The organism is Segatella asaccharophila, assembly GCF_054687055.1.
In genome coordinates this window covers 1-19,469 of record NZ_BAACAN010000009.1, presented here as the reverse complement: position 1 = coordinate 19,469, position 19,469 = coordinate 1, and the positions used below count along the sequence as shown (strand labels likewise).

Here is a 19,469-nt window from a genome sequence, read left to right as displayed (position 1 = left end):
TTCTTGTGCCTGTCAGCCTGAAGGAAAAGGGCAGAAAAGGACATAAAAAAAGCTGCAATTCATTTTGAATGGCAGCTTAATATAATTAAATAGAATATTTATCCTAATTTGGCGATATGAACACTAAGACTTGATTTTAAGTTAGCAGCTTTGTTCTTATGGATAATTTTCTTGTTGGCTAACTTATCCAGAAGTTTCTGTACGGTAGGATACAACTTAAGAGCCTCGTCCTTGTTGGTTTCTGCGCGCAACTTACGGACGGCATTACGCATCGTTTTAGCGTAGTACTTGTTGTGCAGAGTCCGAGTTTTCGTCTGGCGGATCCGCTTGATGTTAGATTTGTGATTTGCCATCTTTTTTTCTGTTCTTTGTTTTGTAGTCCCGAGCAGAATCGAACTGCTCTTTAGAGAATGAAAATCTCTCGTCCTAACCTATAGACGACGGGACCATTAGCGGTTTTGCGAGTGCAAAGTTACCTCTTTTTCTTGATGTCTGCAAATTTTAACTGGAATTTTTTCTCCAAACAGGTGTTTTTTAGTATTTTTGCCAGTAATGGATGTGAAAACGAAAGCGATTATGCTTCATTCCTTGAAGTACGGTGATCAGCAGTTTATTACGAATTTCTTTACGAAAGAACAAGGGCGGCTGTCATGTATCTGTCGTATTGCCAGGTCGGGTAAGGGACAGATCAAGAAGCAGTTTTTCCAGCCGCTGACCTTGTTGGACCTGGGGTATGATTACAGGAGTAATGCTCATTTGCAGCATCTCCGCAATATCCGCATTTACCGGCCCTATCTCAGTATTCCCTTTGATCCTTACAAGCTCTCCCTGGCTCTTTTTGTGTCTGATTTTCTCTATTATGCTATTCGTAATGAACAACAGAATGTACCCTTATTTGAGTTTGTTGAAAAAAGTCTGGAATGGCTTGATGACAAACCCGGTTCCTTTGCTAATTTTCATCTCATTTTCATGTTGCATCTGACACGTTTCCTGGGTTTTTATCCGAATACGGAAAATGAAAGAGAAGGCTCTTATTTTGATCTCCGGGAGGGATGCTTCGTATCTTCTTCTCCTCTTCATCCCGATTTTCTTCCTCCGCGGGAAGCCGCTTATGTCAGCCGGCTTCTCCGTCTGGACTATTCCTCCATGTCTTCTCTCCTGGTCTCTCATGAAGAACGGGATGATATTACGGGGATCATCCTTCGATATTATCGTTTGCATGTCCCGGATTTTCCAGAGCTTAAATCTTTTGATGTTCTCAAGCAATTATTTTCCTGAGTTCCTTTGCTTTCTGGGTTCATATTAAAAAACAAGGACTCTTCAGGGGGTAAAGAACAAAGAGTCCGGACTGTTCCTAAAGAGAGGTATTCATCCATCTCTTGAGCAGACCGGACTCCTGTAGGAATCTTTTCAGATCCTCTGTCCTGTAATTTTCTTTCAAGCCAGGAGTTTTCTGACTATTCCAGAGATCACACGTCCTTCAGCTTGTCCAGCCATCTCCTGGTTAGCCTCTTTCATTACCTTTCCCATATCCTTCATGGAAGAAGCACCCAGGCGGGTCATGATCTCTTTTACTTTCTCTTCAATAGCACTTTCAGACATTTGTTTCGGCAGGTATTCTTCCATGACCTTTACCTGAGTCATGGATTCGTCAGCCAGTGATTGCCGGTTATGGTCCTGGAAGAGTTGGGCATCATCTTTACCTTGTTTTACCAGTTTTTGTATGATTTTCAAGCCTTTGGCATCTGAGAGGGTTCCATCTGATCCTGGCGCAGTCTTAGCTTCTAGGAATTCTTTCTTGATGTTGCGCAATGTTTCCAGACGAACTTTGTCCTTAGCTTTCATTGCCTTTTGGATGTCTAAACTAATTTGATCAAATAATGTCATAATGCGATAAATTAGAATGTATGATATAAGTTATTCAAAGGTAATCGTACCCTGAATGTCTTGTTTATCCTCTGCCTTTTCTTCAGCATTTTCCGTAGTGTCCGAGGCCTGATTGCGGATATTTTCCAACATTCGGGCAGTTCTTTTATAGGTAGGGGTATTTTCTACAGCCAGAATGATGTCTTCATTATCAAGGTCTTCGGGTCTGAAGTGGAAAATATGCGGGCGTCGCTTGTACAGATTGCTCTTACCATCTTTGCCATAATAACGGTTTCTGCGATCCTGTCGTTCTGCTGCCTTTTCTTTCTGCTCGGCGATCCGGGAGGCTTCCTCCTGGCTATGCTTCTTGTCCAGATGGTTATTCATGCCATCTACATCCTCAATGCCGAAACCTGTAGCCAGAATAGTGACCTTGACTTTATTGCCCAGATCCGGGTCAATAGCCAGTCCCCATTTGATCTCAAAATCATCCTTGAACTGATGCATAAAGTCATTTACATCATTCATCTCTTCCATCTTGAGTCCTGATTTGCTGTTTTTCTCATCACAGAAGTTGATGCTCAGCAGGATTTTCTTGGAATGAAAGATGTCATTATCATTGAGCAGTGGAGAATTTAATGCATCATCAATGGCTTTTTTCACTCTGCCTTCTCCTTCTCCATAACCCGTACTCATGATAGCCACTCCGCCATCTTTAAGTACCGTCTTGACATCGTTGAAGTCGAGGTTGATGACCCCGTGGGTGGTAATAATCTCCGCGATACTTTTGGCAGCAACACTCAAGGTGTCGTCGGCTTTTCCAAAAGCGTCGAGGACGGTGAGTTCCGGATAGATTTCCCTCAGCCGCTCGTTGTTGATGACCAAAAGGGCATCTACATGCTTGGACATCTCTTCGACACCATCCAGGGCCTGATCGATCTTACGATCCCCTTCGAAACTGAAAGGTATTGTGACGATTCCGACCGTCAAGATGCCCAGTTCTTTACTGACACGGGCGATGACAGGAGCAGCTCCCGTTCCGGTGCCGCCTCCCATTCCTGCTGTGATGAAGGCCATTTTAGTACCATCATTGAGCATGTTCTTGATGTCCTTGATCGTATCTTCTGCTGCCTGGTGGGCTTTTTCCGGTTTGTTGCCGGCTCCCAGTCCTTCTTTGCCTAATTGAAGATGGACAGGTACCGGAGAGTCATTCAATGCCTGATTATCCGTATTGCATACCACGAAGTTTACATCATGAATGCCTTCCCGATACATGTGATTGACGGCGTTGCCACCTCCGCCACCTACGCCGATAACCTTAATGATACTTTTATGTGGTTCAGGTTCGTCGAAGTCTAATATATTCGTTTTTGTATCTGTATCTGCCATGTTCGTCGTGTTAAAATTGTGGTCTACTATAGAATCTGGTGATAAGCCTTGGAATTATTCGTCTTCGGAAATCATGTTCTGACCAAATTTCTTCAACTTTTTCAGAAATTTATGTCCCCAACTGTTTTCTTTCCGTTCTTCAGCCCTTTGCCGTTCCTCCTCTTCAGCAGCTTCCCGTGCAGCCTCTTCTTCAGCTTCTTTTTTCCTGCGGGCTTCTTCCATTTCCTGTTTTTCTGCCGCAGTGAGCACGATCCCAGAGCCAGTTGTAACTTTAGGATCCCGGAATTTCTGCCGTCGGTCGGCAGATATGCCCTGTTTGTTTTCGGTGTTCGAAGAGTTGTTGAAGAGATCATTCCTGAGTTCTTCTCCGGCACAGTTCATGTCACCTTTAGCCAGCAGACTGAGAATGGTATTCATGGTTCCATCATGGGCATTGATCTTGAGGTCATTGGAATGGATGGTGGGGATGACAAACTTAGCGATGCGGATTTTATCAATATGAGTAAATTGCCGGAAGGCTGTTTCAATGTTCGGCATATTACTACCTCCACCCGTCAGGATCATTCCTCCCAGGAGTTTATCGGTGTACTCATTAGGGATCTGGAACCATACATTTTCGACGATCTCTTCTACGCGGGCCTCGACGATTTCTATGAACTTACGGGAGTCGACTTTCCGGTCTTTATCAATCTGATAGAAGGCACCGTCCTTGATGTCCTTATTGTCCGTATAGGCACAAGCATACTTCAATTTCAGCTTTTCTGCCTGTGATTCTTCAATCTGGAGAGACGTAAGGTCTTTTGTAATATTGTTGCATCCCAGGGGGATGACCGTGAGAAAGCGGAGCAGTCCCTTAAAATAGATAGAGACGGTAGTCGTTTCAGCACCAAGATCAATCAGGACGCAGCCCGAGCGTTTCTCCGTTTCGGTGAGCACGTTGTCGGCAAGAGCTAATGGAGCCAGGTACATCTCTGCGATGGCAATGCCAGCATTGTCAAAGCAAGTGTTAAGACTGTTATAGAACTTCTTTCGCCAAAGGATATTCAGAAAATTACCTTCGAGGCGGTTGCACTGGATGCCGACAGGATCCAACTGGAATTGATTGTCGACTTTATATTCCTGTGTGATGGCGTCTAAAATCTCCTGTTCAGGATAGGACATGTTACGGTTTTCATCCATTTTCTCATTGATCATCTCCTGGGTTACCTGAGTGTTTTCGGGTAGATCCTTGATGATCACATTCTTTTCACTATGGATGGATTGTCCACCTACACCGACATAGACATGTGTAATTTCCTGTTTAAGATTAGATCTTAAGTTCTTGATGATGTTGGTTAATGCTTGACCGGTTTTCTCCATATTATAGACCACACCCTTACGAATGCAAGACTCCGACTTCTCCTCGACTACAGAGAGCACCGTAATGCTGCCGTCGAGATTCTTCTGCCCTGCAATACCGGTCATCTTTGATGAGCCCAGTTCTATGGCTACGATAAATTCTTTTGGCATATATGTATATCTATGTTGATTTTATAATTTTATGGCACCCGGAGGCTGACGGATCTCCCTTATCTTATCCGGTTTATATCCGTAGTCTGAGTGGTGTCTACAGATCCTGACTTTCGCCGCTTTCCTTTTCTGTCTTACGTTTCTTGCAGATAATCTGATTATCAAATTCAAGATTAATGTAAGAATATTTGTTCCATCCTGCCTGAGAGAGCCCATACATATAGAACTCTTTCAGTCGTTTCAGCTTTTTCTGTACGTATGCGGTTACCATCAACTGTCGTTCACCAGGGTTGTTGCATTCCGGAAGATTACCGATATAAATGATCTGGTTGCCCACTCGTGGTACTAATTCTATCCCCTTATCCGGAAGGACATTGATCTGTTCAATCTGATTCTTCCATAAGTCGTCTGACATAATCGTCTTGCTCAAGATAGAGATATATCTTTCCGCGAACCATTTTGAAAGACTTCCTGTGACGATGATAAGATTGCTGACATATTTCGTGTTAGGCATGATGGCATCGTTGTCATCCAGGTAATAGTCATCACCATTATTACTTTTTATTCTGACCAGAGGCATACGTTGTGTGATGTTAATACACAGTTCCCCGTCCTCTGTCTTATAGCATTGTGCCGTCTTGACAAATGCACTTTTCCTGAGCATGTCCTCAATCTGCCTGCTGTTGATGGTCTGCATCAATTTTCCTAAAGGGTACAGGTGATGATGGACCAGACGCTTCTTTATTTCTTTTGCATCAATGAAGCCATTTGTCATCTTGTCCTGGATATTGATCTGTACTTTAGTGCATATTCTGTTACTTTCATCAGACAGGTGAAAGTCTGTGAAGGCAAACAGGAGGTATACAGCCAGTATGACATCCAGTAAGACAATGATTGTTTTCTTCCACTTGATGCACCGCATTATTTTTCTTCCAGGATTTTCTTAATCTGTGGAGAGTAGTTGTCCAGATCACCGGCGCCGAGTACTACCAGAACGTCGAAGTCATGATTTCTGACGAAATCCAGTACCTCGTTCTTCTTGATCATCGTCTTCTCGATACCTTCTTTCAGGTTGTCATAGATGAGTTTACTGGTAACTCCAGGGATAGGTTGTTCTCTCGCCGGATAAATCTCAGTGAGGATCACTTCATCAAAATGGCTTAGGGATGTTGCAAAGTCTTTGTAGAAATCCCTTGTCCTGGTATAGAGATGCGGTTGAAAGATCACTGAGATCTTCCGTCCCTGGAACAGTTCTCTAAGACTTTTTGCACATTGCAGTATTTCTTTAGGATGATGGCCATAATCAGAGAGAAACACCTGATGGTCATTTTTGATCTTGAAATCAAAGCGCCGATCAACGCCGCTGTAAGTTTTCATGCCATAGCGTAGTTCATCCGCCGTGCAGCCGTTGAGTTGTGACATGGCCATGGCGGCAACTCCATTTTCTATATTGATAGGAACAGGTTGTCCCAATACGATATGAGGGACGTTTTCTACAGGAGAGATAAAGTCAAAAGAGATGTTGCCATTGTCGATTTTTATGTTTTCTGCATGGAAATCACCCTTGTCACGGCTGTAGGTATAAGTAGTGACGCCAGTCTGGACATTTGGGCGCATTTCCAGATCGGTATGGATGATCAGAGCCCCACCGGGTTGGATGAGTTCTGTATAATGCCGGAAACTTTCCAGATAGGCCTCTTTGGTGCCATAGATGTCGAGATGATCCGGATCGGTAGCCGTAATCACGCTCATCCAGGGGCGGAGCCAGTGGAAAGAACGGTCAAATTCATCTGCCTCGATAACCACAAAATCACTCTTGTCAGAAAGGATATAGTTGGTACCGTAGTTTTTAGATATTCCACCGAGGAAAGCATTGCAGTCTACATGGCTCTGGTGCATGATATGTGCACACATCGTAGAAGTTGTTGTCTTGCCATGGGTACCCGCCACGCAAAGGCCTTTATGTGTCCGCGTCAGCAAACCTAGTACCTGAGCACGCTTCTGTACCTCAAAGTTGTTCGTTCTGAAATAGACCAGTTCTTCCTGGGTAGCAGGAATAGCAGGGGTATAGACGACCAATGTGGATTTCGGGTCTTTACAAGCGTGTGGGATATCGTCTGTATTGGCCTCATAGTGAATCAGCATTCCCTCTTTTTCCAACTGGCGGGTGAGGGTCGATGGCGTTCGGTCATAACCGGCAACCACCAGACCCCTGTAAATAAAGAATCGGGCGATAGCGCTCATCCCAATGCCGCCGGCACCTATGAAATATACAGCTTTAATATCTTTCAGTTCCATGTTCTTATTTGTATTTTACTTATTTCTTATTGTTATTTCGGAGTTTTTCCGGTATATGGATTTTCTAAATGCCTGGAAGAACTCCCTGCCATGCAGTGGAGGAGCTACTGTTCCGGCTGCTGAGAGTCTGGCTATTTACCTGATGCCAGTTGGATGACTTCGTCAGCTATGACATTAGCTGAATCCTTCAATCCCAGTTTTTTAATATTCTCGCTCAGAGAAAGAAGTTTACGGTCATCCTGGACCAGTTCGAGAGCTTCTTTAAGCAAGACCTGAGAGGCTTCTAGGTCTTTGACATAGACAGCAGCATCCTTATTGACCAGTGCCATGGCATTTTTAGTCTGATGATCCTCAGCCACGTTAGGGCTGGGGACAAGGATCACCGGTTTTCCGATAAGACAGAACTCGCTGATGCTGCTGGCTCCGGCACGGCTGATCACCAGGTCAGCTGCTTTATATGCTGCCCCCATATCACTGATGAAGTCAGTGGTGACGAGATTGTCAAGTTTGCCGAAGGCCTTTACGGCAGCCTCCATCTCTTTGAAGTAATATTTTCCCGTCTGCCAGATCAGTTGCACCTTACTGTTCTTCACCAGGTCAAGGTGTTCCTTTACGCTCTCGTTGATGGTTCTTGCTCCGAGGCTTCCCCCTACAAGCAAGATGGTTTTCTTTTCCGGATCCAGTCCGAATCTTTTCCGGGCCTCTTCTTGTGTTATCTTTACGTCCACAACGTTTTGGCGGACCGGATTGCCCGTCATGATGATTTTGTCCTGAGGGAAAAACCGTCCCATTCCTTCATAAGCCACACAGATTTTCGAGGCTTTCTTTGCCAATAGTTTATTGGTTACTCCGGCGTATGAATTTTGCTCCTGGATCAGACATGGAATTCCCTTTTCCGCACATACATTCAAGGTAGGGCCGCTGGCATAACCACCTACTCCTACTGCCACCATGGGCTTGAACTTACGGATAATACGTTTAGCCAACTGCTGGCTCTTGAAGATTTTGTAAAGGACAACAAGGTTCTTCAATAAATGTTTGCGGTCAAAACCGCAGATTGGAAGTCCCTTGATCTCATATCCTGCTGCTGGGACGCGTTGCATTTCCATTCGTCCCTCAGCTCCTACAAAGAGAATCTTGGCATCGGGGCGTTTAGCCTTTATCGCATTAGCGATTGATATGGCCGGGAAAATGTGTCCTCCCGTTCCGCCGCCGCTGATGATAATCCTGAGTTCTTTGTCCATTGTTTTCTGTTGTTTATTTCGCAAAATTAAGCAAAAAAAAATTGTTTTGGTAATTTTTGTGCATTTATTTGACGCCTTTGCAGATGATAGGAACAGATTTATGTCGTTTCTTTTCGGATTTTCCCGATAAGAAGGACGATTTGATGAGTTTTTACTTCCATCGGTCTTACTTGAAGGTGGATCATCGTGCATGGTCATCAAGTAGAAGTCTTATCTTTTTCGAATTCCTGTTTTTCAAATGACGGCTCCAGAGTTATCTGTTTTCAGTTTCTGCGGAGATGCGGTATCTGCCTCTATGGGTTTTTTCTTTTTTGCAAAGCGGCTGATACTCAGGATGACACCTACATAAATGCAATTGATTACCGTTGATGTGCCCCCTTTGCTGATAAGAGGCAGAGGCTGCCCGGTAACCGGTGCAAGGCCTACGGCTACAAGCATGTTGAATAAAGCCTGTATGACGAGCAGCAGCGCCAGCCCCATAGCCAGGAATGCCGGGAAATTGTGTTCGCACCGGTTTGCAATCTTTCCTGTCCGGAAGATAAGGATCAGATAAAGGAGCACTACAAAGATAGCACCTTCTATTCCCATCTCCTCAATGATGATTGCAAAGATGAAATCGGAGAAGGCCTGGGACAGGAAATCCCTTTCGACAGAATTTCCGGGACCTTTCCCGATGATGTTTGATGAGGCAATTGCGATATTGGCATGTGCTTTCTGGCCATCTTTATCCAGATCTACCTTGTCCGGTGGCACTTCTTTGCTATTGAAAAATCCGTTGATGCGTGATTTCCACGTGTCAGCACGGTGAAATATTCGGCCGAAGAGTCCCGGACTTTCAGGCTTTTCGGTTACATTTTCGGTCAGACTCTTATTTCCCGGAGCGGAAGGGTTATCTTTCCCCATAATCATGATTGCCCCGAAAAAAACAAAAACAGCCAGCATAACGATTCCAACCAGTTTCCCGATCTGAGACATCGGAATGCGCCCGATGACCATCATCCCGAGAATGGTAGCAGACAGGAGCACTGCGGTAGACAGGTTTTCCATCATGATGAGTGGAATAATGAATGCACATACGATCAGGATATATTTCATTGCCCTTCGATCCGCCCCCTTGTCTGTCTGCATGGCACTCAGGATCTGAGCTACCGCCAGGACCATAGTTCCCTTAGCGACTTCAGAAGGCTGGAATTCTATGCCGATAAAGTTGATCCAGCGCTGGGCACCATTGGTAGCGTGTCCTGCCAGCAAAACCCATATCAGAGTAATGAAAGAGAAAACCAACAGAAAGGGTGTAAAGATCTTAAAGTATTTGCAGGGTATATTGAGGGTTACCACCATGAAAAATAATCCGATGATGAGTGTGCCGACATGTTTCAGAACAGGACTCCAGTAGTTTCCCCCCCTATAGCTCAGAGAACTTGAGGCCGAATAGACTTCGGTGATACTGATCAGGCAGAGGAAAAAAAATACCATCCAGATCACCTTGTCTCCTTTGAAGATATTGGTTATTTTACTTGTTAAATTCTTGCTGTTGGTTGGCATGAAATTTGTGTTGTTTTCAATTTTTTCTTTTATAAAGATTGAACCATTGGAAGGTGTAGATGACTTTACAAACTCCTGACGAGGGCTTTAAACTGGTCACCACGGTCTTCCATGCAGGTAAACAGGTCAAAACTGGCGCAGCACGGGCTGAGCAGAACGGTCTCTCCCGGTTTAGCCATTTCGTAACAAGCCTGCACACAGTCTTTCATGTTATGGGTATCGCGGACCGGCAGGCCCAGTGAGTCAAAGTTCTTATGAAGTTTAGTATTATCTTTGCCAAGATAGACCAGTGCAACACATTTCTGTTTGACCAGATCCATGATATGATGATAGTCGTTCCCCTTATCCTTGCCTCCGAGAATCAGGATCGTCGGGGTTTTCATGCTTTCCAGTGCATACCAGCAGGCATCCACATTCGTGGCCTTTGAGTCGTTGATATATTGTACTCCGGCAACCTTGCAGACCTTTTCAAGTCGATGAGGAACACCTGGAAAGTCACTCAGACTCTTACGGATAACCTCCTTTTTGATTCCCGCAATATTGGAAGCCAGACCGGCAGCCAGGCTGTTATAGATGTTGTGTTTACCTGTCAGACTCAGTTCTTCCTGTTCCATATTGAATGGAGTGGGGTATTCGAGTCGGTATTGGCCGTCCTCGATGTAACCTATCGATCCTTTTTCCTTAAGTTCTGAAAACGGGCAGGGCACGGCCTTGATGTCATATTTCTTCAGTTCTTTCGCAATGACAGGGTCATCGTTCCAAAAGATGAAGTGATCGTCATGTGTCTGGTTCTGCGTAATACGCATTTTTGCCGATGCGTAGTTCTCAAACTTGAAGTCGTAGCGGTCAAGGTGGTCCGGGGTAATATTCAGCAGAATAGCAATATTGGCATGGAAATCATACATGTTATCCAGTTGGAAACTGCTGAGCTCAATGATATAATATTCATGTGGATCCTCAGCCACCTGGAGAGCCAGGCTCCTGCCGATGTTACCGGCGAGGCCGACATCATAACCGGCTTTTTTGAAGATATGATAGATGAGCGAGGTGGTCGTTGTCTTGCCATTGCTGCCGGTAATACAAATCATCTTAGAATGGGTATAACGGCCGGCGAACTCGATCTCGCTGATGATATGTGTACCCTGCTTGATCAGCATCTGTACGATAGGAGCTTCTTTAGGGATACCCGGACTCTTGATGACCTCATCAGCGTTGAGAATTTTCTCTTTGGAGTTCTGCCCTTCTTCCCAGGCGATGCCATGATCATTCATCAGTTCCTTGTACTTATCTTTTATTTTGCCACTGTCAGAGACAAATGTGTCAAAACCTTCCTTCTTGGCCAGGACAGCAGCGCCACTGCCACTTTCTCCTGCACCTAATATAACAATTCTGCTCATAACTGCAACGTTTATTTGTTCTTTACTATTTTACCACGATTTTCACGTGTATCTAAACACTTCCTTCCTGATTTCTGGAGAAGTTCTTCAACCTTTAGCTGAGGCTTCCGCTATCCTTCCTGGAAAGATATGCTTTTGTTCTTTTACCGGATCTTCAGGGTGATGATGGTCAAAGCTGCAAGGATGATGGAGATGATCCAGAAGCGGACCGTGATTTTTGCCTCATGGTAGACGGCCGTCGGTTTTTTAATTAAATAGTGAGTGTCTGGGGCCAACTGGTCCTGCTGCGTCCTGTAATGGTCATGGAGAGGAGCGCGTTTCAGGATACGTTGCTTGATGCCTCTCCTGGATCCCACCTTGGCATAGTAGACCTGGACGATCACACTCAAGCTCTCTATGAGGAAGATCCCACACAGGATAGGAAGTAAGAGCTCCTTTTTGATAAGGACAGCCCCGACACCGATAATTCCCCCGATGGTGAGTGATCCGGTATCTCCCATGAAGATCTGTGCAGGATAAGCATTATACCATAGGAATCCGATGAGAGCGCCGACGAAAGCACAGAAAAATACGACCAGCTCCTGTGCCCCCGGAATATACATAATGTTGAGGTAGGCAGCCAGATTAATGTGAGAGCTCACGTATGCAAGAATACCCAGTGTGACCCCGATGATGGCTGAATTACCTGCACACATACCATCCATCCCGTCATTCAGGTTTGCTCCATTGGATACAGCTGTGACGATAAATATCGTGACAAAGACAAAGAGTACCCAGCCTGCTGCAACCTTGTGTTTTCCGCAAAAACTCATAACCCTGGAATAGTCAAGGTTATGTCCCTTTACAAAAGGAATAGTTGTTTTTAGTGATTTTCGGGCTTTTGCTCTGTGCTTGATGACGACTTCCTGTCCGTTTTGCTTTTCGATAGCCAGGTTTTCATTGATCTTGACATCTGGAGAAGCCCAGAGGACAAGTCCTACGATCAGACCGATACTGACCTGACCGAAGATCTTGTATTTTCCCTTCAGACCCTCTTTATTCTTTCTGAATATCTTGATGAAGTCATCCATTCCACCAAGGAATCCCAGCCAGACGGTTGTGATGATCATCAATAACAGATAGATGTTCCGCAAGCGTCCCAGCAGCAGAACCGGTATCAGGATGGCGACAATGATGATGATCCCGCCCATGGAGGGGACACCGACTTTTTTGACTCCAAAGGGATCGATGCTGGCATCACGCTGAGTTTCTGTAATTTGCTTACGTTTCAGGAATTTGATGAATTTTTCTCCGAACCATGCTGAGATGACCAATGACAGAATTAAGGCTAACAAGGCCCTGAAGGAGATATACCCCCATAGACGAGAACCGGAAATCCCAAACTGATCCAAAAATCTGAATAGATAGTATAGCATTTTTTCTTTGTTAGAGATTTTTAATTATTTGTTGGGAATACCGAAGATGTCCCTCAGAATTTCCCTGTCGTCAAAATGATGCTTGATACCCTTGACATCCTGATAAGTTTCATGGCCCTTGCCGGCAACGAGGACCACGTCCCCTTTTCTGGCCATGGCGCATGCTGTCTTAATGGCTTCTTTCCGGTCAACGATTGTGATGACCTTTTTCTTTTGTTGCTCATTCAGGCCAGCGATCATGTCGTTGATAATATCCTGTGGTTCCTCGAAACGAGGATTATCCGTCGTGATAATGACCTGATCACTTTGTCTGACCGCTTCTTGGGCCATCATCGGGCGCTTGCCCTTGTCCCGGTTACCACCGGCACCGCATACGGTAATGACCCTTCCCTTTCCATTCAGCACTTCGTGAATGGCATTGAGAACATTTTCAATGGCATCAGGTGTATGAGCATAATCGACGATCGCCGTAAATCCTTCTGGGGAATGGACGGGTTCCAGGCGGCCGCGGACACTGTGCAGCGTGCTCATCGCAACGAGGACGTCTTCAGGCTTCTTGCCCAGCATGACCGCTGCACCATAGACGGCCAACAGGTTGCTGACATTGAATTTGCCGATAAATTGTACGGCTACTTCCTTCCCGTTAATTTCCAGAAGCATGCCTTCGAAATGAAACTCCAGAATCTTAGCTCTGAAATCAGCCATCTTGCAGATAGAGTAGGTCTTAATGGTCGCTTTTGTGTTCTGGACCATGATCATGCCATTTTTATCATCTGCATTGGTGATAGCGAAAGCATCCTTTGACAACCCGTCGAAGAAAGCTTTTTTAGCATTACGGTAATTCTCAAAAGTCTTATGGTAATCGAGATGGTCACGGGTGAGATTCGTGAAGAGTGCTCCTTTGAATTTCAGTCCGCCGATCCTTTTCTGATGAATAGCATGAGAAGAACATTCCATAAAAGCATATTGGCAGCCAGCCTTGACCATCTCACTGAGAAGTTCATTCAGTTCGATAGGGTCAGGCGTCGTATGGTCAGCGGGATAAGGTTTGTCATCAACATAATTGATGACCGTGGATAACAGACCGCATTTATAGCCGAATTTCCGGAACAGATGATAGAGTAAGGTAGCTACGGTAGTCTTGCCATTGGTCCCGGTGACGCCTACCAGGGTCAGATGTCTGGAAGGATCACCATAGAATAAGGTAGTCACCTTTCCTACTGCATCTTCTGTGTCAGCAACTTGTACGAAGGTTATTCCGTCAGGAATCTGATCCGGCAGATCAATGCAGAGGATAGCGGTTGCTCCTGCATTTATGGCAGTAGATATAAACCGATGGCCGTCCACTTGAGTGCCTCTTTCTGCTATGAACAGGAACCCTTTCTTTACTTTCCGGGAGTCTATCTGGACACCTTGAATCTCAATGTCAGCATCACCGATGATTTGAGTCGGTCTGATGTTTTTTAATAGTTCTGATAATTTCATAATTATGATGCTTCTTTATTTTCAGATTAATCCGTTTGGTTTTATTTATTTTCCAAGATTAAATCACAACTTTCACCTTTTCGTATTTTATGTCCCGGGGGCAGACTCTGACTGACGACTTCTCCACATCCGTGGATCCTGACTTTTACGCCTCTGCTTTCAATCAGATAGACAGCGTCTCTGGCTCCCATATCACTTACATCCGGTATCTCGGATTTACTATATGATGGGGTACGATAAAGGGTGAGTTTACGATGGTTAATGTCTTTGGCTCTCCCCCAGATCGGATTTCCATCAGCATAGTTTCCATCCCAGTCTGAATTGGTGGGAATGCCGATATGTGAAAGAACGTAATCAGCTGCCAGAATATTGCCCGATTTCACCTCTGGGACAAAAACTGAAGCAGAATCACGGGCAGCACTGACGGATAGTTTCAAGTTTTGGGACATGATTCCTTCGGCAATATTGTGGAAGACAACACCACTCATTCCTCCTCCGGATGCCGGTGAGCCTGATTTCTGAATACACACAATACAACTGTATTTTGGATCATTGGAAGGGAAATACCCCGCAAAACTCAGCAGATAGTTGACCCCACCAGTTTTATAACCGTTTGCTCCTTTTGATATCTGTGCTGTTCCTGTCTTTCCGGAAACTTCAAATGATTTTGAGCCGGCTTTCTTCCCAAGTCCTACACTGACGACCTGCCTGAGAATAGTTTGTATTTCGTGCAGTGTCTTATCCTTACAGATATGCTGCCTCATCACTTCCGGTGGAAGTTCCATAATGGTTTTCCCGTCCTTGACCACTCGTTGTACAAACCTCGGCCGCATCATGACGCCATTGTTGGCAATCGTGTTATAGAAGGTCAGCATTGAGATGGGCGGGACCTCTGTCTCGTATCCTATACTCATCCATGGCAGAGCCGTGCGGCTCCAGTTATCATATTCTCCGTGATGGTTCTTATGCGGCATTCGTATACGGGCAGGGGTTGCCCCTACCAATGGAATCCCCAAATTGTCAGCGAGACCAGTGCGGTAAAGACCTCTGACGAATTTTTCAGGATCATTCCGATAGTGGTCATCAATGATTCTGCTTACACCGACATTAGAACTGTACCATAATGTCTGGGGTAGGGTCAGGATGCCATAGCCCCCTCGCCGCCAGTTGTGATCTTTCATCAGTCTTCCATACATGTTCCATACTCCGTCACCGGTGTTGACTTGATAGGTCGTGTCCACCACGCCGTCATCCAACGCAACCATTATGCTGGCGGGTTTGAACACGGATCCAGGTTCCAGCAGGTCACTAACGGCATGGTTGTGAATCTCCCGATATTTTCCGTCAAAACATTTATCCATGTTGACGATGGCCTTAATGTCACCCGTCTTTACTTCCATGACGATAGCGACTCCAACATTGCCGTTGATCTTTTCCAGTTCATTTACTACAGCCCGTTCAGCAATGTCCTGCATATTGACATCCAGCGTAGTGACGATATCTGCTCCGTCGATAGGAGGGGTATCCGTGATGTTCAGGAATCGGTTACGTACCTTTCTGCGGTGGACGATACCGTTCTGTCCTCTAAGAATAGAATCATAGGAAAGCTCCAGTCCGAAGCGGGCCGTATCCTTTGCGCCGAACATAGCTCCGATCGTGCGGCTGGCCAGCGATCCATAAGATCGTTTACGGGAATCAAATTCTTCCCAGTGGAATCCGCTCTTATCCGGAGGAAGGCGGAATACCGGAAAACTTGCGATCTGTGTAAAGGTATCATAATCAATCCGCTTGTCCCAGATAGGCCAGTGACGGCTTTTCCGGGCACGCCCCTCATTAAGATGGAGTTTAAAATATCCAGCCCCCTTCTCCGGAAAGATCCTGTGTAGTTCCATACAGATGGAATCTTCCTTTTCGTCCCAGAGCGTGTCATTTTCAGCCTGATGCAAGGCTACAAAATCCATATAGATCTTGAATTCCGGAAGACTGCTGGCAAGCAGTTTTCCATTACAACTCAGGATATTACCGCGGTTAGGTTTTACGCATACCGAATCTCTCTTGACCCGGTCAGCTACCTTCATCCAATAGTCATGTTTGGCGGTCATCAGATAAACGGTTTTACCAAGTATGACAAGGGCTAGAAGAGATAGCAGGATGGCAATGGCCCTGTAACGTGGTACGACCTTTTTAGAATCAAAATTATTCATCTTTATCAGGAACGTTGATGATATAAGGAGGCTGGCTTGCAATGTGCAGAGCGCTGTCCTTATTGTTTTTCAAGAGATCCAGGACCTGACTCTCACGGCTTTTCTCCGTAAGTTGACTGCTGCTGGAAAGTGCCTGGTATTTTGCATTTTGGAGTTCTGTTTGCAAATTGCTGATTTCTATGAGATCTTTTTGGATACCGTATCGGTTAGAAATATAGACGATAATGAAAACTACGATGAGCACGATGAGCCCCATCTGATTACGGATAAACCTGGCATTGAGAATATCTCCACCGAGGATTTTCTTAAGAGTGAAATTGGAAGAATGGGGGGCTTCATATTCTGTGGCTTCTTGGGCGATAGCTTCTTTGAAAGTCTTTTCGTTATCCACATCATTCCGGGAGGTATCATGATCGTCCATTGACGATTTGTCAGCATCCGCCTTTTCCGTAGGATGTGACTGCCCGGAAGACTGTCCGATCATAGCCTTTTTCAAGGATTGGTCTTTCTTCTTATGAGGATCAATATGTGAATTTTCTTTCATTTCTTTTCTGCTATTCTGAGTTTTGCGCTTCTGCTTCTCGGATTTCTTTCCTGTTCTTCTTCACTGGGAGTAATGACTTTACTGTTGAGCAGTTTAAAGGGAGTATCTGTCTTTCCATAGAAATCGGTTTTGATCTGTCCTTTGAGATTACCTGATTTCATGATATCCTTGACAATGCGGTCTTCCAGTGACTGGTAGGTGATGACGACCAGCCGCCCTCCCGGTTTAAGCAGTTTTTCTGCTGAAAGAAGCATATCTGAAAGTACTGTCATCTCATGGTTGACCTCTATCCGGAGAGCCTGGAAGAGTTTTGCAAGATCCTTTTTCTCCCGGTTTCTTCTAAAAAGAGGACTGACATCCTGGATCAGATCTTGGGTTGTTGAAATCCGTTTCTGAGCACGTGCTTTTATCAGGGATGCTGCAATTCTGCGGGCATTTTTCAACTCTCCATAGAAGCGGAAAATCGTGGCCAGTCTTTCTTCATCATAGTTGTTGATAATATCAGCTGCGGTGATACTTGCTTTTGTATTCATTCTCATGTCCAGCGGTCCGTCAAAACGAAAAGAGAAGCCTCTCTCACGGTCGTCGAAATGATGGCTGGAAACGCCTAAATCAGCCAGGAGGCCATCAATGCCATCCACGTGGTAATAGCGCATCCAGTTTTTCAAATATCTGAAATTGGAATGGATAAAGGTGAAGCATCTCTCTTCTTTATCAGCATCCGCATCACCGAGTTTGTGGATATTCGCTTCCGCCTCTTCATCCTGATCGAAACTGTAGAGATGGCCTCTTCCACTGATCCTGGACAGGATCTCACGGCTATGTCCTCCGCCCCCGAAAGTTGCATCTACATAGATGCCGTCCGGGCGGATGTTAAGGCCATTAATGCTTTCTTCCAAAAGAACCGGTATATGATATGGAGTTGACATTTGCATGATCTGTCCTCTTTTGAATTTTCTAGATTGTTTTTATTCGCCCTTTAAAATCAGGTCTTTATCTGGCTGGGATGTTCTTTCCTTTTCAGAAGGTATGCCAGTATTGTCTGCTCTGTTTTTATCCTCAGACATAATCTCCTGCAAGTCTTTGACAAATTCGGTAGCCTCCATGAATGGCGGGTCCTCTTGGGAATGACACCATATTTCTATCGTATCATCCATTCCGATGAAACGAACTTCTTGCTGGATGCCGGCCATCTTCAGATAGCGTTTGGGGATCAGAAATCTACCGTTTCCATCAAGAGTGACAGGTTCTACGTCTGAAATGAACATGCGAAAGATCTGCTGATGTTTCTTGTTCCACCGATTGAGATGGTTGCGCAGGGTGTCCAACTGCTGATTCCAGACGGATTCTGGATAGAGAACCAGACAAGGCTCAAAAACGTCTTTACGCAATATCAGCCGTTCTTCACCTGCTTCCTGCATCTCCCTACGGAATACAGCAGGTAGGAAAACCCGGCCTTTCTTGTCGGCTTTGGCCTCAATATGTCCTAAAAACCTCATCTCTACCTCTTTATATGATATCAGGGTTCAAAGTTACATAAATTTCCCCACATTCCTCCACTTCCCACCACAAATTTTATAAAACTTAATAGAAATAAACTGCAGAAGGTTCAAAAAATAACGACAGGATGATTGAAATCAATTTTGGAAAGGTTTCGAAACCGTCCTGAATGGCAGTGGTCTTTCTTCTCCGGTCAGGTCATTATCTGTCCGTGTTGCTGGTTTCACACCTGCGGCTTTTCAGGGGAATCAGAGGCATTTGTTTTTGGAAGGAAGGATATACTTGTTCGGATAAAGAAAATTATTTTAGCACTTTTTTAGGGTAAAAAGTTACGTATTTAAAAAACAAGTGCTACTTTTGCACTGTATTAGCTTATCAAGAAAGATATGGATGAGGCGGTGAAGAAAACGATTGATTTGGATGTGATTATCAAGCAGAAGATGGGAAAGAACGCTAAATTCATTCCCCGTGCCTTTGTATCGTGGCTCAAGCATATTGTTCATCTGGATGAAGTGAATCGTTTCCTTTGGGAAAATCGAGATAAGGAGGGAACCCCATGGCTGAAAGCGTGTGTCCGCTATTTGGAAATGACGCTGGAAATAGAAGGAGAAGAGAACTTGCCGGATAAGAATGACGGTAAAGTTTATACTTTTGTTTCTAATCATCCTTTGGGGGGCGAGGATGGTGTGGCATTGGGATCAATCATCGGGGATCATTATGATGGAGACTTTCGCTATCTGGTCAATGATCTTCTCCTGTATTTGCCAGGCCTGAGACCAGTTTGTATAGGCATTAACAAGACAGGTGCACAGGGACGAAGTTTTCCGGTGATGGTTGAAAAGGGTTTTCAAAGTAATTGCCACATGCTGATGTTCCCTGCCGGCCTCTGTTCTCGAAAAATCAAGGGGCAGATTCATGATGTTCCGTGGCGGAAGACATTTGTTACGAAACGTACATGATTGTCTTTCGCCAAAGGGAATGAAAAGGGATTTTTTGTATCTTTGCCACAGTATAAATCCTTTAATCCTTTAGATATGGCGAATCAGAAGCAAGAAGTCTCCTTTTCAGAAGTG

Annotated in this window: 16 protein-coding genes and 1 pseudogene; 2 read left to right on the top strand and 15 right to left on the bottom strand. The window is 44.9% G+C overall.

The window, feature by feature from the left end; all coding sequences use genetic code 11:
- Positions 1–98: 98 nt before the first annotated feature.
- A complete protein-coding gene (rpsT, locus tag ACYRYG_RS07195; RefSeq protein ID WP_293418660.1) occupies positions 99–353 on the bottom strand; it encodes a 30S ribosomal protein S20 in 255 nt (84 codons plus the stop codon).
- 199 nt (positions 354–552) lie between these two features.
- On the opposite strand from rpsT, the gene recO reads away from it, so the two are divergent.
- Positions 553–1,278 carry a DNA repair protein RecO gene (gene recO, locus ACYRYG_RS07190; protein ID WP_460197900.1) on the top strand — a complete coding sequence of 242 codons (726 nt, stop codon included), beginning with the start codon at positions 553–555 and terminating at the stop codon, positions 1,276–1,278.
- 159 nt (positions 1,279–1,437) lie between these two features.
- Here recO and ACYRYG_RS07185 read toward each other — a convergent pair whose 3' ends face one another.
- From ACYRYG_RS07185 to mraZ, 14 genes are all read right to left on the bottom strand, one after another.
- Complete coding sequence (locus ACYRYG_RS07185) at positions 1,438–1,887, bottom strand: GatB/YqeY domain-containing protein (protein WP_293418656.1); 450 nt, start codon at positions 1,885–1,887, stop codon at positions 1,438–1,440.
- Positions 1,888–1,917: 30 nt separating this feature from the next.
- Positions 1,918–3,255 carry a cell division protein FtsZ gene (ftsZ, locus tag ACYRYG_RS07180; RefSeq protein WP_293418654.1) on the bottom strand — a complete coding sequence of 446 codons (1,338 nt, stop codon included), beginning with the start codon at positions 3,253–3,255 and terminating at the stop codon, positions 1,918–1,920.
- Positions 3,256–3,309: 54 nt separating this feature from the next.
- Positions 3,310–4,764, bottom strand: a complete 1,455-nt coding sequence (gene ftsA, locus ACYRYG_RS07175) for a cell division protein FtsA (protein WP_460197899.1) — start codon at positions 4,762–4,764, stop codon at positions 3,310–3,312.
- Positions 4,765–4,861: 97 nt separating this feature from the next.
- Positions 4,862–5,686, bottom strand: a complete 825-nt coding sequence (locus tag ACYRYG_RS07170; RefSeq protein ID WP_293418650.1) for a cell division protein FtsQ — start codon at positions 5,684–5,686, stop codon at positions 4,862–4,864.
- The gene (murC, locus tag ACYRYG_RS07165) at positions 5,686–7,062 is read right to left on the bottom strand and encodes a UDP-N-acetylmuramate--L-alanine ligase (protein WP_293425403.1); all 1,377 of its coding nucleotides are present in this window, start codon (positions 7,060–7,062) and stop codon (positions 5,686–5,688) included. The genes ACYRYG_RS07170 and murC overlap by 1 nt, the downstream gene beginning before the upstream one ends.
- Before the next feature lie 131 nt (positions 7,063–7,193).
- Positions 7,194–8,306 carry an undecaprenyldiphospho-muramoylpentapeptide beta-N-acetylglucosaminyltransferase gene (murG, locus tag ACYRYG_RS07160; protein WP_293419357.1) on the bottom strand — a complete coding sequence of 371 codons (1,113 nt, stop codon included), beginning with the start codon at positions 8,304–8,306 and terminating at the stop codon, positions 7,194–7,196.
- Between the two features lie 234 nt (positions 8,307–8,540).
- On the bottom strand, positions 8,541–9,851 hold the full coding sequence (locus tag ACYRYG_RS07155) for an FtsW/RodA/SpoVE family cell cycle protein (RefSeq protein WP_293424720.1): 1,311 nt from the start codon (positions 9,849–9,851) through the stop codon (positions 8,541–8,543).
- A gap of 65 nt (positions 9,852–9,916) precedes the next feature.
- Complete coding sequence (gene murD, locus ACYRYG_RS07150) at positions 9,917–11,248, bottom strand: UDP-N-acetylmuramoyl-L-alanine--D-glutamate ligase (protein WP_460197898.1); 1,332 nt, start codon at positions 11,246–11,248, stop codon at positions 9,917–9,919.
- 143 nt (positions 11,249–11,391) lie between these two features.
- Entirely contained in the window at positions 11,392–12,663 is a 1,272-nt protein-coding gene (mraY, locus tag ACYRYG_RS07145) for a phospho-N-acetylmuramoyl-pentapeptide-transferase (protein WP_293419348.1), read from the bottom strand.
- 24 nt (positions 12,664–12,687) lie between these two features.
- The gene (locus tag ACYRYG_RS07140; RefSeq protein ID WP_293419345.1) at positions 12,688–14,148 is read right to left on the bottom strand and encodes a UDP-N-acetylmuramoyl-L-alanyl-D-glutamate--2,6-diaminopimelate ligase; all 1,461 of its coding nucleotides are present in this window, start codon (positions 14,146–14,148) and stop codon (positions 12,688–12,690) included.
- A 41-nt stretch (positions 14,149–14,189) separates the two neighbouring features.
- Positions 14,190–16,352, bottom strand: a complete 2,163-nt coding sequence (locus ACYRYG_RS07135; protein ID WP_293419342.1) for a penicillin-binding protein — start codon at positions 16,350–16,352, stop codon at positions 14,190–14,192.
- On the bottom strand, positions 16,345–16,896 hold the full coding sequence (locus tag ACYRYG_RS07130; RefSeq protein WP_293429002.1) for an FtsL-like putative cell division protein: 552 nt from the start codon (positions 16,894–16,896) through the stop codon (positions 16,345–16,347). The genes ACYRYG_RS07135 and ACYRYG_RS07130 overlap by 8 nt, the downstream gene beginning before the upstream one ends.
- Positions 16,893–17,831, bottom strand: coding sequence for a 16S rRNA (cytosine(1402)-N(4))-methyltransferase RsmH (gene rsmH / locus ACYRYG_RS07125; protein ID WP_460197897.1), 939 nt, complete (start codon positions 17,829–17,831; stop codon positions 16,893–16,895). Before rsmH ends, ACYRYG_RS07130 begins: the two co-directional genes overlap by 4 nt.
- A gap of 33 nt (positions 17,832–17,864) precedes the next feature.
- Positions 17,865–18,395, bottom strand: coding sequence for a division/cell wall cluster transcriptional repressor MraZ (mraZ, locus tag ACYRYG_RS07120; RefSeq protein ID WP_293419336.1), 531 nt, complete (start codon positions 18,393–18,395; stop codon positions 17,865–17,867).
- 387 nt (positions 18,396–18,782) lie between these two features.
- Between mraZ and ACYRYG_RS07115 the strand changes: the two are divergent.
- Positions 18,783–19,346, top strand: a pseudogene (locus ACYRYG_RS07115) (glycerol acyltransferase); the annotation flags it as partial.
- Between the last annotated feature and the right edge of the window lie 123 nt (positions 19,347–19,469).